This is a genomic window from Devosia aquimaris, assembly GCF_020169335.1.
GTDB lineage: Bacteria > Pseudomonadota > Alphaproteobacteria > Rhizobiales > Devosiaceae > Devosia > Devosia aquimaris.
In genome coordinates this window covers 554,252-570,208 of record NZ_JAIEZN010000001.1, presented here as the reverse complement: position 1 = coordinate 570,208, position 15,957 = coordinate 554,252, and the positions used below count along the sequence as shown (strand labels likewise).

Below are 15,957 nucleotides of genomic sequence, written 5' to 3'. Positions count from 1 at the left end.
GAATATGGCCTCACCCCGGAAGCGATGGCGAGACCTGGGTTTCACCACACGCGGACTACCCGCATAACAAGACCTCGGTCTCGCCATTGCCGCACGGTGCAATACCATGAGTGCCATGCGCGACTGACAGAGCACCCGCAGCTCCGTGGACCGCGCGGCGCTTTGGGTTGCCCCTATTCCGCAGCCGGGGTGCCGCGCTTGACGAAGCCGTCGGGGTCGTTGGCAGTCTGCAACAGCTTTTCCTCGGCCTCGGTGGCCTCGCGCTGGCGATTCCACATCTGGGCGTAGAGACCATCCTGGGCCAGCAATTGCTGGTGGTTGCCGCGCTCGGCCACCACACCCTCGCGCAGCACCAGGATTTCGTCGGCATTGACGACCGTCGAGAGCCGGTGGGCGATGACCACAGTCGTGCGGTTCTGCGACACCACATCCAAAGCCGACTGGATGTCCCGCTCGGTCTTGGTATCGAGCGCCGACGTCGCCTCGTCGAGGATCAGGATCGACGGGGCCTTGAGGATGGTGCGGGCAATGGCCACGCGCTGCTTCTCGCCACCGGACAGCTTGAGGCCACGTTCGCCGACCGGCGTATCGTAGCCCTTGGGCAGGGTCTCGATGAAGGGACCAACCTGGGCCATGGCAGCGGCCGCACGCACGTCTTCTGCCGACGCGCCGGGGCGACCGTATTCGATGTTGTAGCCGATGGTGTCGTTGAACAGCACGGTATCCTGCGGCACCATGCCGATGGCCCGGCGCAGGCTCTCCTGCGTCACGTCGCGCAGGTCCTGACCATCAATCGTGATGGCGCCACCGGTGACATCGTAGAAGCGGTAGAGCAGCCGCGAGATGGTGGATTTGCCGGCGCCTGTGGGGCCCACGATGGCGACCGTCTTGCCTGCCGGCACCTCGAAGCTCACGCCCTTGAGAATGGGGCGATCGGTATCATAGTGGAACGTCACATTGTCGAAGCGGATCACCGGCCCGGTGATGGTCAGCGGCTTGGCGTCGGCCTTGTCCTCGATCTCGGGATCCTGGTCGAGCAGCTTGAACATCTCTTCGATGTCGGTCAGCCCCTGGCGCAGTTCGCGATAGACGAAACCGATGAAGTTGAGCGGACGATAGACCTGCATCAGGAAGGTGTTGAGCAGCACGAAATCGCCCAAGGTCAGCGTCTTGTTCATCACGCCGATCACCGACATGATCGCGATGACCAGGAAGCCGCCGTAGAAGATCACCGCCTGGCCGAAGTTGAGGAAGCCCAGCGAGGTCCAGATGCGGATGGCCGAGCGCTCATAGCCGGCCATGGAGACGTCGTAGCGGTCCGCCTCCATCTTCTCATTGGCGAAGTATTTGACCGTCTCGAAATTGAGCAGGCTGTCGATCGCCTTGCCATTGGCGTCGGTGTCGGAATTGTTCATGTCCCGACGGATGGAGATGCGCCAGTTGGAGGCCTTGATGGTGAAATAGAGGTAGCCCCAGATCATCACCACCAGCACGCCCAGATAGCTGACGCCGAACATCCACACGAAGATGACGGCGGTGATGATGAATTCGACCAGGGTGGGCGCGATATTGAGCATCGTGAAGCGTACGATGGTCTCAATGCCCTTGGTGCCACGCTCGATGACGCGGCTCAATCCGCCGGTGCGGCGCGCCAGATGGAAGCGCAGGGACAGCCGATGCAGGTGGTGGAATGTCCGCAGGGCCAGCTTGCGCACGGCGTTCTGGCCGACGCTGGCAAACAGCACGTCGCGCAGCTGCTGGAAGCCGGCGTCAGCGATATTGCCGACCACATAGGCGATCACCAGCACGATGGGCACGGCAAGGCCGAAGATCAGGTTGCTGTCCGGCGCGGCGCCGTCGAGGCTGTCGATGATGCCCTTATAGGCAAAGGGGACGAGCGTGGTGGCGACCTTGCTCAGCAGCAGGGCGCCGATGGCCAGCACAACCCGCAGCCGCAGGTCGGCGCGGTCGGCGGGCCACATATAGGTCCACAGGTTCTTGATCGTGGCAAAAACGGAGCCTTCGTCCGCGTTAACGGACGGCTTCTTGGCAGCACTGTCAGGCGGCATCAGGCGGGTTCCGCTTCCATTTTGGGTGTGGCCGGACCAAGCGCGGCAACCATGCCCGAATAGGCAGAGCCCAGGGCAGCGAGGCGTTCATGCTGAACGATGTAGCAGTTGCGCGTGCCGCGAGGCTTGCGCTCGATCAGGCCGGCATCGAGCAGAACCTTGATGTGCTGGCTGACGGTGGACTGCGCCAGGGTGAGGGATTCGGTCACATCGGCGCAGCAGCATTCTGGCCGCTGCTGGTTGGACAGAATGCGCAGAATATTGAGGCGCACGGGGTGGCCGAGCGCGCGCATGATGGTCGCAATATCGTCGTCTTGCATGGGCTGGACTGATTTTATCGTCATCTTGCGATATACATGGGACCAATGGCCCAAATAATCAATGGCCCGCCGTGCGGCGGGCCATTTTGTCTTCAGTTCAGTGCGCCCTGGGGCAACTCGAACACCTGGCCGGGGTAGATGCGATCCGGATCGCGGATCTGGCCCGTGTTGGCCTCGTAGATCGTGGTGTACTTGATGCCTTCGCCATAAACGCGGCGGGCAATGGTCCAGAGATTGTCGCCGCGGCGAATGATGGCCTTGCCCGCCGAGAAGCGCTGATCGTCCAGGCTGCCAACCGAAACGGCCACCAGCGTGGGCACGTCGGCGGCGGGGGCCGGTTCGGCAGCAGGCGCTGCGGCCGCTCCATCAGCCGCCTCAGGCTGGGCCTCGGCCGTCGCCGGAGCCGGCGCTGCTGCGGGCGCATCCGTTGCCGGGGCAGCCGGCTCTGCGGCTGGAGCCGTGGCTGCATCCGGTGCAACCGGTGCGGCGGTCTCGGCAGTAGCGACAGCCTGTTCCGCCGGCGCCGCCGGCAGATCAATGCGGAAGTCCACTTCGGCGCGGGAGGCCACGTTGGCGCTGCCCGGCTCGAGCACATCCACACGCACGCGCTGGCTTGGCTTGGTCAAAACCTTACCCGCCTCCACCAGCCAGCGCCCGTCCGTGACCGTGGCATCGGCGATAAAGACGTCATCGACATAGAGGCGAACCGTCGCGCCCTCGGGGCCGGCACCGGCAAAGAAGGACCGCTCCCCTTCCACTTCCACCGCATCGATTGTCGGCGGGGCCATTGCCACCGCTGGCGCGGCAGGAACAGTCACCTCGGCTGCGGGGGCAGAAGCAGAAGCTGCTTCAACCGGAGCCTCGGGCGCCACGGCGGGCGGCGTGGCCTCAGCCTGAAGCGGCGCAGGCGCAGGGTCTGCCGGAGCGGGCGCCGGCTGTTCACCGGATGCTGCTGCGGGTGCCGCTGGGGCGGGTGCCGGTGCTGCAGCGACCGGCTCAGGCTGTGGCGCTGCAGGTGCCGCCGACGGCACCGCGGCGGCGGGCTCGGTTGCGGGCGCCGTGGCTGGTGCGCTGGCTGGGGCCGCAGAGGCATCCACGGCCGTCTGCGCAGGCGCTGCGGGGGTCGGCGTCGCCGGTGTCGACGGCTGCATGGGCGCAGTGGCGACCGGGTCGGCTGCGGCCAGCTTGGTGTCACCAGCCGGCTTGAGGCCCTGCAGCACTTCGCTGATGGCGCCCGGCGTGCTGGCGACCACCAGCGGCTCACTGGTCTTGTCTTCATTGATAGCGACGACAAAGGACTGCTCGGCCAAGCCGGGCTTGCCGGCCTCGCCCAAAGTGATCTCGGTGCCACCGGGCGGAATGGGCGCATCGGGGACAATGACCCAATCGCCGCTGGGGCCGACCTTGGTCTTGCCCAAGGGCGCGCCATTGGCGAAAACCTCGATCTCGCTGCCCGGGGCGCCGCTGCCGGCAATCACCACCGAGCCGTCGGGCTCGGCCCGAAGCAGGCCGAAGGTGGCGGCAATCAGGCCCTCTGGGGCCTTGGCGTCGGTGGCCGGGGCTTCAGCAGCCGGCTCGGGCGCAGGCTCTGGCGTGACGGCCGGTTCGGCAGGCGTGGCCGCGTCTGCCGCCGGGGTCTCTGCGGGTGCAGCCGTCGTGGCGGTTTCGACGGCGGCGGGCTGGACGCCGGGCAGGAGCCCGGCCTCGGTCATCTTGCCACGCAGGCAGACACCCATGCCCTCATCGGAATTGAAGCAGCTGACGACATTGGGACCGGCCAGGACGCCCAGAACGATGGCGAGCGTGACAGCAGCAGCGCCAAGGGTGAGCATCAGAGGTTGTTTTGAAGCGGTATCGGCCAGTTTGTCCTCCCGGACCGTTATGACGGCAAGCCGTCCGGTTCAACCAAGTGCGCGAAGAGGCCTAGGCCGTCTCAGTTTTCAGCAACTTATAGGTGATTGATTCATACAGAGCTTCAAAGGACGCATCAATGATGTTGGGGGAGACGCCGATGGTGTACCAGCGCTCGCCTGTGCCATCCCGGCTCTCGACCAGTACACGGGTGACCGCGCCCGTGCCGCCGTCCAGGATACGCACCTTGAAGTCGACCAGCTCAAGGTCCTCGATGCGCGACGAATACTTGCCCAGGTCCTTGCGCAGCGCCAAATCCAGCGCGTTGACCGGGCCATTGCCCTCGGCGACTGACATCAGCAGTTCGCCCTCGACGCGGATCTTGACCACGGCTTCGGTGACAGTGACCTCGTCGCCCTGGGCGTTGTGGCGCCGCTCGACGCTGGCGCGATAGTTCTCGACCGTGAAGTAACTGGGCAGGACGCCCAACACATCGCGGGCCAGAACGGCAAAGGATGCGTCCGCACCGTCGTAGGAATAGCCGCGCGATTCGCGTTCCTTGACGGTGGCCAGCAGGCGCTCGAGGCGCGGGTCGTCCTTGGCCAGCGCAATGCCATGGCGGGCAAGTGCTGTCAGCAGGTTGGACTTGCCAGCCTGCTGGCTGACCATGATGGAGCGCTCGTTGCCGATGCTCTCGGGCTGAACGTGCTCATAACTCGAAAAGTCCTTGAGCAGGGCCGACGCGTGAATGCCCGCCTTGGTGGCGAAGGCCGAGGCGCCCACATAGGGCGCCTGCCGCGCCGGGGCGCGATTGAGCCGATCATCAAAGGCGCGGGAGAGCTGCGTCAGGCGCTTGAGGCGACTGGCGGCGATGCCGGTCTCGAAACGATCCGCAAAATAGGGCTTGAGCGCCAGCGTGGGGATGATGGTGACCAAGTTTGCATTGCCGCACCGCTCGCCGATGCCGTTGAGCGTGCCCTGGATCTGGCAGACCCCGGCCTCGACGGCCGCCAGCGTGTTGGCGACGGCCTGACCGGTGTCGTCATGGGCGTGGATGCCGAGGCGATCGCCGGGGGCCACGGCCTGCACGTCCTTGACGATGGCGGACACTTCCGCCGGCATGGTGCCGCCATTGGTGTCGCAGAGCACGACCCAGCGGGCGCCGGCCTCAAGCGCGGTGCGCACGCAGGACAGCGCATAGTCCGGATTGGCCTTGTAGCCGTCAAAGAAGTGCTCGCAGTCGATCAGCGCTTCCTTGCCCGCGGCAACGGCCGCCAGGACGGTCTCGCGCAGATTGTCGAGATTATCCTCAAGGGAGATTTCCAGCGCCGTCTCCACCTGGTGATCCCAGGCCTTGGCCACGAAGCAGACAGCGTCGGCACGCGAATTGACCAGAGCCTGCACGCCGGGGTCGTTGGCGGCAGAGCGCCCTGCCCGCTTGGTCATGCCAAAGGCGGTAAACGTAGCCGACCGCGTGCGCTTGGCCTCAAAGAAGGCCGTATCGACCGGGTTTGCGCCGGGATAGCCGCCCTCAATATAGTCGACACCCAGCTCTTCGAGCAGACCAACAATGGAAATCTTGTCCTCGAGCGAGAACTCGATGCCAGCGGTCTGCGCGCCATCGCGCAGGGTAGTGTCGAAGATATAGAGGCGGGTCTTGGTCATGACTTACTCGGGCCAGCGCTGGGTGTCGCGGTCGGGATGCTGGTGGTTGGACTTGAAGATGGCGGCCACTTCGTCGGGCATGGCCTGCTCGGTGGTGCCGACCTGCTCGATCTCGGGCAGATGATCGAGCGAGGGGTGCTTGCCCTCCATGCCGAGCTGGAACTGCAACGGAATGGAGGCCGGATCGTCAAAGGCGCCAATGGAGATCGAGACATGCTCGCCCCCCACGGAGCGATAGTAGAGTGGGGTGCCACAATCGCGGCAATAGCCGCGGGCGGCGAGGTCGGAACTCATGAATTCGGCGGGCGTGCCGCGCGTCCAGGTCAGATGCTCGTGGCGCACGCCGACGAGCGCGGCAAAAAGATTGCCGGCGGCCTTCTGGCACATGCGGCAGTGGCAGACATGGGCATTGTCGCGCAGCTGTTTGGAGTGGAAGCGGATGGCGCCGCATTGGCAGCCACCGCTGCGTTCGTGAAACCGATAGGCGTCGCCGGTCATGGCTTGGACTCCTGCGGTGGCCAGACAAGCGTATCGTGATCGGGATGCTGATGGTTGGTGGACCTGATAAAGGCCGCCGTTTCGGGATGCCGGTCCTCGGTAGGGGCGACATCGGGAAGCGCGCCAACGCCATTGGCCCAGCTCAGACGGCTTTCGGTGCCATGCTGGTCCTTGGGCGGAAAAGCATCTGGGTTGTCCAATGAGCCGATTGAAACGCTCATCCAGTCGCCATCGATATAGGCAAAGCTGAGGGGCGTGCCGCAGTCGCGACAGAAGCCGCGTTCCACCTGATCGGAGGAGCGGAACAGTGTGATTTCGCCGCGCGTGACGGTAAAGCTGCCCACAGGTCCGCCAACCAGTGGGGCATAAAAACCGCCGAAGGCCTTCTGGCACATGCGACAATGGCAGATATGCGCGCCGCGGGGCTTTTCGGTAAAGCGATAGCGCACCGCTCCGCACTGGCAGCCGCCGGACCAGCTCTCAACCATTGCTGCCTCCACGCGGCGGCCAATCATCGGTGTCATGGTCCGGATGCTGATTGGAATGGATGCCGGCGAGGAAGTCGCGCCATTCATCAGGCGCGTCCGTGCGTTCCGGCAGCGCCGTCAGATCGTGAAAGAACGGCAGGCGATCGGTGAGATTGACCTGGATGACGGGGGCGGCGACCGTGGGGTCATCAAACGCGCCGATGGCCAGTTCGAGCCCGAAGCGGGTCTCATAGGCCAGGGGCGTGCCGCAGTCGCCGCAGAATGCGCGGCGAGCAGCATTGGAGGACTGGAACCACTTGGGTTCCCCCCGTGTCCAGCGTGCATTGTGCGCCGTCACCAGCGGCCCGAAGAAGCCGCCAAAGGCCTTCTGGCACATGCGGCAATGGCAGATCGAGGGGCGCCCCAGCCGGGTGACGCTGAACCGCACGGCGCCGCATTGGCAGCCGCCCGTATAGGCATGCACAGGTGTCGTCACCGCTTGGCCTCCCATCTGGTTTGCCGGTTGCCGGCCTCGTCCTTGTAGTCCATCAACGCGATGCCCTGCTCGGCCAGTTCATTGCGGATGCGGTCGGCCTCGGCGAACTGCTTTGCATTGAGGGCCGCCAGACGGTCGGCGATGGCGGCGGCAAGATGCGGCGGTTCGGCGCTGTCGGACTCTGTGGCCAGGAGCGTATCGAGCCCGAAGCCGAGGAAGCGCAGCGAGGCTGCCAGGCAACGCTTGGCCGCCTGGCCATCGTCGCGGTTGGCCTTCTTGGCGATGACGTCGAGCGCCACGCTGGCGCGATGGAAGCTCAGATCGTCGGCCAGTTCGCGCACGACCGAGTCATCGGGCGCGTCGGTCTCAGCGATGTCGACACCCTGGGCCGCACGCTGCCAATCGCGCAGCCGCGTCTCGGCTTCTTCCAGCCGCTTGACGGTGAAATCAATGGGCTCGCGATAATGGGTCATCAGCATGCCAAGGCGCAGCACGTCGCCCGGCCATTTGCGGCCGCCGAAGTCGCCGGTCTCGAGCAATTGGGCGATGGTGTAGAAATTGCCCAGCGACTTGCTCATCTTCTGGCCTTCGACCTGAAGGAAGCCGTTGTGCATCCACACATTGGCCATGGCATGGGTGCCATGGGCGCAGCGGGACTGGGCGATTTCATTCTCATGGTGCGGGAAGATCAGGTCGAGCCCGCCACCGTGGATATCGAACAGCTGGCCAAGATAGCGTTCGCTCATGGCCGAGCATTCGATATGCCAGCCGGGGCGACCACGCCCCCAGGGGCTGTCCCAGCCGGGTTCATTGTCGGCCGACTGCTTCCACAACACAAAGTCGGCCGGGTTCTGCTTGTGGGCATCCACCGCAATACGCGCGCCCGCCAGATTGTCTTCCAGATTGCGGCCAGAGAGCTTGCCGTAGTCGGGCATGGAGCCCACCGAGAACAGCACCTCGCCGGCGGCGGCATAGGCATGGCCACGCTGCACCAGCGCACCGATCAGCGCCTGCATCTCGGCGATGTTGTCGGTGGCCCGGGGCTGCACGGTGGGTTCTAGGCAGCCCAGCGCCTTGACGTCCTTCTGATACTGGGCTGCGGTGCCCTCGGTGACCTTGCGGATGGCCTCGTTGAGCGGCAGGTCCGGATGGTCGCGCAGAGCCCGCGCGTTGATCTTGTCGTCCACGTCCGTGATGTTGCGCACATAGGTGACGTGGTCGGTGCCATAGACCTGGCGCAGCAGGCGGAACAGCAGGTCAAACACAATGGCCATGCGGCCGTTGCCGATGTGAGCAAAGTCATAGACCGTGGGGCCGCAGGCATACATGCGCACATTGGCCGCATCGATGGGAACGAAGCGTTCCTTGGTGCGTGTCAGCGTGTTGTAGAGCGAAATCTGCGGCGTGGTCATGCGGTCCGTCCCTGGGCCCGAGCGAAAGTGCGCTGGCAGGCGGCTCTTCTGGTATCAGAGTTCAGGGATGAAGAAGACCGCGCCGCCAACGAGTGGTTAGCAGGTAATAATGCAGCGGTTAATCAGAATGATCTGCGACTTCATGCAGCGATGATTGGCTGCCGCCGCGCGGAAAATCAAGCAGAAAGAAAAAAGGCGGCCCTTGCGGGCCGCCCAATCGCTTTGGAGGCGAAAGAAATCGATCAGCTGCGGAACTGCTGGTGGCACTGGCCGCAGGTGGCGCCGATGGCCTTGATGGCATCGTTGTAGGCAGCCGCATCGCCAGCTTCAGCAGCAGCGACGCCGGCCTGAGCAGCGGTCTTGCCGGTCTCGACGATGGCGACAAAAGCGTCCCAGTTTTCCCAGATGGCGGGGAGCGCTTCGCTGTCGCCGACCACAGAGCCTTCGGGGAAGAGTGCGGGGATATGCGAATAATTGGTGAGCAGGGTCTGCATGGCCGTCACAGCCTCAGCGCCGGTCAGACCGCCTGCGCTCTTGAGCAGGGCACCGTCTTCCTTCATCAGCGCCTGGCGCGCAGCAACCAGCTCCGCCGGATCGGTCGGCGCCACAAAGGCGTCTTCAGCAAAGCTGCCAGCCACACCCAGTGCCATCAGACCCGCCAAAGCGAATGCAGAGATCTTCCCAAACGACATTGTCACCCTCAACGTGAACTCTATTGCCTGCGAGCAAGAGTTGCATGGGTGCGTGACAGTCCCAAGGCGCACACGCGAATGTTATCGCGCCAAAGGCGGAACGGTGAGCGCAACCTTTTGAACTATATCGCCAAAAACTGAGACGCCACCGGACATTGCGCCGATCCGCACGGTGTCACCCGGCTGCAGGAACGGCGTGCGGGCGCGACCATATTTGAGTTTTTCGACCGTCCGCGCCTCAGCGATACAGGCGAAACCGATTCCATCGCGCTTGATGGGCAGGCTTTCTTCGTGCTGGTTGGACACGGTGCCACCGCCGATGATGCTGCCGGCGGCGAGGTTGCGGGTGCGGGCCGCCTCGACGATGAGGTCGGCGAAGCTGAAATGCATGTCAGTGCCGGCGTTGGGCTGGCCGATCAGAGCGCCATTGACCTCAACCTTGACCGGCAGATGCAGGCGATTGTCGCGCCAGGCCGCGCCAAGCGACTGTGGCGTGGCGACCAGGGGTGCAAAGGCCGTGGACGGCTTGGAATGAAAAAAACCGAAGCCATTCTGCAGGTCATCGGCAACGAGGCGCCGCAGGGACACGTCGTTGCAGACCGTCACCAAGCGGATGGCGGCAGCAGCGGTCGCCTGATCGGCGCCCATGGGAACAAAGGAGACCACAACGGCCACCTCGGCCTCCAGATCGATCGCCAGATCGGCGTCCGTGGCGAGAATGGGGGCGGTGGGCGCCGAGAGGGAATCAGAGGCGCCCTGGTAGAGCAGCGGCCGGGCCGACTGCAGTTCGGCATCCTTGCTGCCCTTGAGGCCGCGCACCCGTTCGAGATGATTGAGATAGCCCGAGCCATCAATCCACTGGTAGGCGCGCGGCAGCGGCGCCAGCGCCAGGGCGGCATCAAAGGGCTGGCCAGCGATGGCGCCAGCTTCCAGTTGGGTCGCAAGATCCTCAAGCGCCGGGGCCATCTTGTCCCAATCGTCGAGCGCCGCCTGCAGCGTCGGGGCGATGCGACCCGCCGACACGCAGCGACTCATGTCTGCCGAGACGATGACCAATTGCCCATCCGGGCGACCGTTTTTCAGCGTTGCAAGCTTCATGGCGACGCATTCCCTGCCTGGTGTGTCCGTGCAGCGCTATCACGGTGGCGGCGCTGTCACTATAGTGTTGCCATGGGTCCTAGCGTTGTCTTAAGGCCCGGTTGCGGCGCGACGGGCGCCTATGGGATTCGATGGCGATTTTAAGCAGACGCGGCGCGCGGGCGCTGGTGATTTTGACCCTGGCAAGCCTGGGCTTTGCCGTAGAGGCACAGACAGCCTATGCGCAGTCCGCACAATGCGAGCGGCTGACCAGTATACTGCGGCAGATCGACAGCAATGGCGATTATCGCCAGCTCGGCGGCAATTCGCAGGCGGCCCGCGAGGCACGCCGTGACGTGCAGAACATGGAGAGCCGCTATATCCGCGACGGATGCAATGACGACGCCAAGGCCGGCCGGACGCTGACCCCGCAATGCCGGCAGATCGGGCGCGAAGTGCTGCGCCTGCGCGAAGTGGCAGCCGATGTCGAGCAGCAGGTGGAATCGGCCAATGCCGTGGCCGGCCAGCGCGAAGCCGTGCTGCAGGAGCTGGCCCGCTTCGGCTGTGGCGCTCGTGGCTCGAGCGCGACCGTCACCAATGACCGACAGGGCCTGTTCGAACGCATTTTCGGCACCCCGGCCAGCAGCGATTTCGGTGACGGCCAGCTGGTCGATGGCGGCGACCCCTGGGGTTCGTTTGGCTACCAGACGGTGCGCACGGTCTGCGTCCGCCTCAGCGACGGCTATTTCTGGCCGATCAGCTATTCAACGCTGCCCGACTTTGTGAGCAATGACGCGGCAACCTGCCAGGCGAGCTGCCCGACGACGCCCGTCGAGCTCTATTTCTACGACAATCCGGGCCAGGAGCCCGAGCAGATGCGCAACCAGGCGGGGACGCCCTACACCGCCCTGCCCTCGGCCTTTGCCTATCGCACGACGCTGGACACCAGCCCCGGCGCCAGCTGCAAATTGCCGCCGCAGTCGGATGGCTCGATCACCGTGGCGACGCGGAGCGACGGCAGCACGCGCAGCATGATTTCGGTTGGCGAGGAGCAATTCCCGCTGCCGTTGCGCGATCCGCGCGGGGTGGCCCCCGTCATGGCAACGGCAGAGCCGGCCCAGGTGGCGGCCCTGGTTGATGTGCCGCTGCCGCGCCCGCGCCCGGCTGGCCCAGGCGAGACCCCGATTTCGCGCCCGGCGAGTACCGCCGCCGCCGATGCCGAGATGCGCCTGGTTCAGTTCGGCGACAAGGTGGTCAGGGTAGTCGGTCCAGACACGCCATACGCCCAGCCAACGGGAGCAGGGACTTAAGCTCGGGACCGTCGTGGCGGCCGGTGAGGGCCAGGCGGAGCGGCAGGAACAGCGCCTTGCCCTTGCGGCCGGTGGCCGCCTTGAGCGCTTCGGTCCACTGACCCCAGGTGGTTTCGTCCCAAGGCTCGGGCGGCAGCAGGGCCTTGGCCAGGGCGAGGAAATCCCGATCCTCTTCGGCGACCACCGGTTCGACCGGCCCGGTCACCAGCTTGGCCCAATCAGCGATGTCGTTGAATTTCCGCAGGTTATCGCGGAGGAGCAGCCACATGGCCTCGCCTTCGAGCCCCAGGGCGGACAGACGAGCGGCAGCGCCAGCATAGGGTAGTGCGTGCAGCAGGCGCGCATTGAGATTGTCCAGCTCCACCGGATCGAAACGCGCAGAGCCGTGCGAGATCATCGAGAAATCGAGCCGATTGGCGATCTCGTCGAGCGTCTCATAGGTCTCGATGGGCAGGCTGGTGCCGGTGATGCTGGCCATGATGGCGATGGCCATGGGTTCATAGCCTTCGTCACGGAAATCGGCGATGGACTGGCTGCCCAGGCGCTTGGAAAAGCCCTGTCCGGAGGCATCCGTGAGCAGGTTGTGGTGCGCAAAGATCGGGATGGCGCCACCAAGTGCCTCGAAGATCTCGATCTGCGTGCCAGTGTTCGACACATGGTCCTCGCCACGGATGACATGGGTGACGCCCAGGTCGATGTCATCGACGACCGATGGCAGGGTGTAGAGATAGCTGCCGTCCGCGCGGATAAGCACCGGGTCGGACATGGAGGCGGTGTTGACCGTCTGCGGGCCCTTGATGAGATCCTCGAACTGCACGGGGCGACCGTCGAGGCGGAAGCGCCAATGCGGCTTGCGCCCTTCGGCCTCGAGCCGGGCACGGTCAGCATCGGTCAGCGCCAGCGCAGCGCGATCATAGATCGGCGGCTTGCCGAGCAGGCGGGCCCGGGAGCGCTTGCGATCCAGCTCTTCCTCGGTCTCGTAGCAGGGGTAGAGGCGCCCAGCCGCGATCAGGCGATCGCGGGCAGCGTCATAGAGCGCGGTGCGCTCGGACTGGCGGACCAGAAGGTCGGGCGTGATCCCCAGCCAGGCCAGATCCACCTCGATGCCATCGGCAAATTCGCGGGTCGAGCGGGCCAGATCGGTGTCATCCATGCGCAGCACATAGCGACCACCATGACGGCGGGCGTAGAACCAGTTGAGCAGGGCCGGACGCGCATTGCCAAGGTGGATGCGGCCAGTGGGGGACGGCGCCCAGCGAACAATGGTCATCCGATGCTGTGGTCCTTGAAACCGTTGGTGATGGGGTATTTGCGGCCCAGGCCGAAGGCCTTGGGCGTCAGCTTGGGCCCGGGCGCAGATTGGCGCCGCTTGTATTCGGCGATGTTGAGCAGGCGCTCAATGCGGCGCACCAGCGCTTCATCGTGTCCACGCGCGACGATCTGGGCCAACGACATTTCCTCCTCCACCATGGCGGTGAGGATGTCATCGAGCACCGGATAGGGCGGCAGGCTGTCCTGATCGGTCTGGTTGGGGCGCAACTCCGCACTGGGAGCCTTGTCGATAATGGCCTGGGGGATGACGTCGCGCTCTGGCCCCAGGCAATCGCCGGGCAGATGGTGGTTGCGCCAGTCGGCCAGCCGATAGACCTCCATCTTGAACATGTCCTTGAGCGGATTGTAGCCGCCGTTCATGTCGCCATAGATGGTGGCGTAGCCGACGCCCATTTCGGACTTGTTGCCGGTGGTGAGCAGCATCGAGCCCAGCTTGTTGGACACGGCCATCAACACGACGCCGCGCATGCGGGACTGGATATTCTCTTCGGCCAGATCGGCCGGTCGATCACCAAAGATCGGCACCAGTTCGGCCAGCGCATCGTCTACCGGGTTGCCAATGGCGACCACGTCGTAGCGGACGCCCAGGCGCTGGGCGCAATCCTTGGCGTCCTTGAGGCTTGCTTCGGACGTGTAGCGATAGGGCAGCATGATGCAGTGGACGTTCTCGGCACCCAGAGCATCGACGGCCAGCGCCGCGACCACGGCACTGTCAATGCCACCCGACAGGCCAAGCACCACCTGCTTGAAACCATTCTTGCCGACATAGTCGCGCAGGCCAAGCACACAGGCCCGCCAGGGCGCCTCGTCGGTGCTGGTGAGCGGCGTGACGACGCCGTCGGTGCAGGTCCAGCCGGTGTCTCGCCGCTCCCAGGTGGAGACGATGAAGTCGGTGGCAAAGGACTTGCCCTGCAGCACCAGCCCCCTGCCCGGCTCGATGGCGAAGGAGGCGCCATCGAAGACGATCTCGTCCTGGCCGCCGACCTGGTTGAGATAGAGCATGGGCACATTGTCTTCGGCGACGCGGGCACGCACCAGTTCCATGCGGATATGCTGCTTGTCGGTCCAATAGGGTGAGCCATTGGGGCAGAGCATGATCTCGGCCCCGCGCATGGCCAGATGCTCGCAGACCGAGGTGTGCCAGACATCCTCGCAGATAGGGATGCCCACAGGCACACCCTTGATCACCACCGGATCGGGCAGCGGGCCGGCGGTGAAATAGCGCTTCTCGTAAAAGATATCGGAATTGGGCAGTTCGCGCTTGAAGCGCGTGGCGATGATCTCGCCATCCTCGGCGACGATGACAGCATTACGCAGGCCAGAGCGGTCTGCCCAGAGCGTGGGCAACACCACGACCACGTCGGAACCGGCAGTGTCGGCGGCCAAGTCGCGCGCAGCCTGCATGGCTTCGCTGACAAATTGCGGTTTGAACATCAGGTCATCGGGAAAATAGCCGGTGAGGAAGAGTTCGGAGAACATCAGGATATCGGCGCCGGCGGCCCGCGCATCCGCCAGAGCCTTGCGGGCAAGCGCCAGATTGCCCGGCAGGTCGCCAACCTTGGGATTGAGCTGGGCGAGCGCAATGGTGAGGCGGTCTGTCACGGTAATCCTGCCCGTTTGCTTGAGAAGTCGCAGGCGCTGCGGCACCCGCCGGAACGCGGGCAAGACTTATCCGCTCGCCCCCAACAGGGCAAGCGGACAACGGGCCTTGCTGGTCTGCACGATGGGATGGCTAGAAAGTGCCGGCGACCTCGAACAGCGCGCCGTAGCGGAAGATGCGGGCGAAGTTGCTGGGCAGGTTGAGGTCGGAGTTGCCCAGTGCGGAGGTGGAGTGGAACTGAGTCTCGAGCTGGCCTTCGAGATACCAGGCGCGCCCGCCGACGCGCAGCACCAGGTTTTCCGTCGGATGAAAGCCGACCATGCCCTCGGCCATCACGCCATAGCCGCGGCCGGTCAGCGTGGTGGGCGCGCGCTCGTAGAAGGTCACCGGGATGCCAGGGAAGTTGAAGCCGCCCGGGGCAGAGCCACCAACGGTGCCCGAAACATGGGCATAGGGCACCGCAGCCACTTCACCCTGAATGTCGAACTGCTCCACGCGGGCCTGGCCCTTCACGCCCAGGCGCAGGGCGTGGATATCGAAATTGTCCTTGGCCGGTCCATAGGTTGCCGGCACCCCGCCGGCAAAGCTGGCCGCATACTGGCCGGTGCCGATGTCGGGCGCGTCCTTCCAATATTGATAGCCGACCAGACCACCGATGGCGGCGCCATCGGTCATGTTGCCAAACGGCAGCCAGCCAAAGTCGGCACCAGCGTAGCCAATGGAAGAGTTGCGGCCGATCGAGCCGCTGGCGGCCGGTGAGATATTGTAGGTGCCCGTGGTGTAGAGCCCCAGACCTGCCCGCATATCGACATAGGTCTGGGTGGAAAGATCCTCGATCTTGCCGTGCAATTCGCCGATCTGGGTCTGATCGCGGGTTGAGATGCCGACATTGCCCAGGGTGACGCCCTGATCAACGGCAGTAAAGCCGGCGTCCTGTTCGCCCCAGGACATCCAGTAACGGGTGCCGAACTCAAAGCGCAGTGCGCTGTCGGGGTTCTGCCAGGTTTCCGGATAGGCCGGACGCAGCAGCTCCGGATAGTCGGCAGCCATTGCTGGCGTGGCGAGAGCAAGGCTCAACACTGCAATGGTGCGTCTCATTCAACCCTCCGGATCGACCCATCTCGGGCGCTGTCCTTCTTTATGGGCTGTTAAGGTTAAAGTTGCGCTA

General features: G+C 64.6%; 14 protein-coding genes. 1 reads left to right on the top strand and 13 read right to left on the bottom strand.

What is annotated here, in order from left to right; translation table 11 throughout:
* Nucleotides 1-173: 173 nt before the first annotated feature.
* The 10 genes from K1177_RS02755 to K1177_RS02710 all read right to left on the bottom strand — a co-directional run bounded on the left by K1177_RS02755 (nucleotide 174) and on the right by K1177_RS02710 (nucleotide 10,568).
* On the bottom strand, nucleotides 174-2,069 hold the full coding sequence (locus tag K1177_RS02755) for an ABCB family ABC transporter ATP-binding protein/permease (RefSeq protein ID WP_224701796.1): 1,896 nt from the start codon (nucleotides 2,067-2,069) through the stop codon (nucleotides 174-176).
* Nucleotides 2,069-2,389 (bottom strand): ArsR/SmtB family transcription factor, encoded by a 321-nt coding sequence (locus K1177_RS02750; RefSeq protein ID WP_224701795.1) that lies wholly within the window; start codon nucleotides 2,387-2,389, stop codon nucleotides 2,069-2,071. Before K1177_RS02750 ends, K1177_RS02755 begins: the two co-directional genes overlap by 1 nt.
* A gap of 92 nt (nucleotides 2,390-2,481) precedes the next feature.
* The gene (locus K1177_RS02745) at nucleotides 2,482-4,221 is read right to left on the bottom strand and encodes a LysM peptidoglycan-binding domain-containing protein (RefSeq protein WP_224701794.1); all 1,740 of its coding nucleotides are present in this window, start codon (nucleotides 4,219-4,221) and stop codon (nucleotides 2,482-2,484) included.
* A 91-nt stretch (nucleotides 4,222-4,312) separates the two neighbouring features.
* Nucleotides 4,313-5,905, bottom strand: a complete 1,593-nt coding sequence (cimA, locus tag K1177_RS02740) for a citramalate synthase (protein WP_224701793.1) — start codon at nucleotides 5,903-5,905, stop codon at nucleotides 4,313-4,315.
* A 3-nt stretch (nucleotides 5,906-5,908) separates the two neighbouring features.
* Nucleotides 5,909-6,403: a GFA family protein gene (locus tag K1177_RS02735; RefSeq protein WP_224701792.1), complete on the bottom strand. Its 495-nt coding sequence runs from the start codon at nucleotides 6,401-6,403 to the stop codon at nucleotides 5,909-5,911.
* On the bottom strand, nucleotides 6,400-6,891 hold the full coding sequence (locus tag K1177_RS02730) for a GFA family protein (protein ID WP_224701791.1): 492 nt from the start codon (nucleotides 6,889-6,891) through the stop codon (nucleotides 6,400-6,402). The genes K1177_RS02735 and K1177_RS02730 overlap by 4 nt, the downstream gene beginning before the upstream one ends.
* Nucleotides 6,884-7,381, bottom strand: a complete 498-nt coding sequence (locus tag K1177_RS02725) for a GFA family protein (protein WP_224701790.1) — start codon at nucleotides 7,379-7,381, stop codon at nucleotides 6,884-6,886. The genes K1177_RS02730 and K1177_RS02725 overlap by 8 nt, the downstream gene beginning before the upstream one ends.
* Nucleotides 7,363-8,778: a cysteine--tRNA ligase gene (gene cysS, locus K1177_RS02720; protein WP_224701789.1), complete on the bottom strand. Its 1,416-nt coding sequence runs from the start codon at nucleotides 8,776-8,778 to the stop codon at nucleotides 7,363-7,365. Before cysS ends, K1177_RS02725 begins: the two co-directional genes overlap by 19 nt.
* A 242-nt stretch (nucleotides 8,779-9,020) precedes the next feature.
* Nucleotides 9,021-9,428: a c-type cytochrome gene (locus K1177_RS02715; protein ID WP_224701788.1), complete on the bottom strand. Its 408-nt coding sequence runs from the start codon at nucleotides 9,426-9,428 to the stop codon at nucleotides 9,021-9,023.
* Between the two features lie 123 nt (nucleotides 9,429-9,551).
* The gene (locus K1177_RS02710; RefSeq protein WP_224701787.1) at nucleotides 9,552-10,568 is read right to left on the bottom strand and encodes a fumarylacetoacetate hydrolase family protein; all 1,017 of its coding nucleotides are present in this window, start codon (nucleotides 10,566-10,568) and stop codon (nucleotides 9,552-9,554) included.
* 131 nt (nucleotides 10,569-10,699) lie between these two features.
* Between K1177_RS02710 and K1177_RS02705 the strand changes: the two genes are divergently transcribed.
* On the top strand, nucleotides 10,700-11,857 hold the full coding sequence (locus K1177_RS02705) for a DUF2865 domain-containing protein (RefSeq protein ID WP_224701786.1): 1,158 nt from the start codon (nucleotides 10,700-10,702) through the stop codon (nucleotides 11,855-11,857).
* On the opposite strand, the gene gltX is transcribed toward K1177_RS02705, so the two are convergent.
* From gltX to K1177_RS02690, 3 genes are all read right to left on the bottom strand, one after another.
* Nucleotides 11,802-13,127, bottom strand: a complete 1,326-nt coding sequence (gltX, locus tag K1177_RS02700) for a glutamate--tRNA ligase (protein ID WP_224701785.1) — start codon at nucleotides 13,125-13,127, stop codon at nucleotides 11,802-11,804. The two genes, K1177_RS02705 and gltX, sit on opposite strands and share 56 nt — an antisense overlap.
* Entirely contained in the window at nucleotides 13,124-14,791 is a 1,668-nt protein-coding gene (locus K1177_RS02695; RefSeq protein WP_224701784.1) for an NAD+ synthase, read from the bottom strand. The genes gltX and K1177_RS02695 overlap by 4 nt, the downstream gene beginning before the upstream one ends.
* A 130-nt stretch (nucleotides 14,792-14,921) precedes the next feature.
* On the bottom strand, nucleotides 14,922-15,887 hold the full coding sequence (locus K1177_RS02690; protein ID WP_224701783.1) for a hypothetical protein: 966 nt from the start codon (nucleotides 15,885-15,887) through the stop codon (nucleotides 14,922-14,924).
* Nucleotides 15,888-15,957: the final 70 nt, after the last annotated feature.

What these genes read in the sequence shown, in the direction of transcription:
- K1177_RS02755 (WP_224701796.1), bottom strand. Translation starts at nt 2,069, where the DNA reads ATGCCGCCTGACAGTGCTGCCAAGAAGCCGTCCGTTAACGCGGACGAA.
- K1177_RS02750 (WP_224701795.1), bottom strand. Translation starts at nt 2,389, where the DNA reads ATGCAAGACGACGATATTGCGACCATCATGCGCGCGCTCGGCCACCCC.
- K1177_RS02745 (WP_224701794.1), bottom strand. Translation starts at nt 4,221, where the DNA reads ATGCTCACCCTTGGCGCTGCTGCTGTCACGCTCGCCATCGTTCTGGGC.
- cimA (WP_224701793.1), bottom strand. Translation starts at nt 5,905, where the DNA reads ATGACCAAGACCCGCCTCTATATCTTCGACACTACCCTGCGCGATGGC.
- K1177_RS02735 (WP_224701792.1), bottom strand. Translation starts at nt 6,403, where the DNA reads ATGACCGGCGACGCCTATCGGTTTCACGAACGCAGCGGTGGCTGCCAA.
- K1177_RS02730 (WP_224701791.1), bottom strand. Translation starts at nt 6,891, where the DNA reads ATGGTTGAGAGCTGGTCCGGCGGCTGCCAGTGCGGAGCGGTGCGCTAT.
- K1177_RS02725 (WP_224701790.1), bottom strand. Translation starts at nt 7,381, where the DNA reads ATGGGAGGCCAAGCGGTGACGACACCTGTGCATGCCTATACGGGCGGC.
- cysS (WP_224701789.1), bottom strand. Translation starts at nt 8,778, where the DNA reads ATGACCACGCCGCAGATTTCGCTCTACAACACGCTGACACGCACCAAG.
- K1177_RS02715 (WP_224701788.1), bottom strand. Translation starts at nt 9,428, where the DNA reads ATGGCACTGGGTGTGGCTGGCAGCTTTGCTGAAGACGCCTTTGTGGCG.
- K1177_RS02710 (WP_224701787.1), bottom strand. Translation starts at nt 10,568, where the DNA reads ATGAAGCTTGCAACGCTGAAAAACGGTCGCCCGGATGGGCAATTGGTC.
- K1177_RS02705 (WP_224701786.1), top strand. Translation starts at nt 10,700, where the DNA reads ATGGCGATTTTAAGCAGACGCGGCGCGCGGGCGCTGGTGATTTTGACC.
- gltX (WP_224701785.1), bottom strand. Translation starts at nt 13,127, where the DNA reads ATGACCATTGTTCGCTGGGCGCCGTCCCCCACTGGCCGCATCCACCTT.
- K1177_RS02690 (WP_224701783.1), bottom strand. Translation starts at nt 15,887, where the DNA reads ATGAGACGCACCATTGCAGTGTTGAGCCTTGCTCTCGCCACGCCAGCA.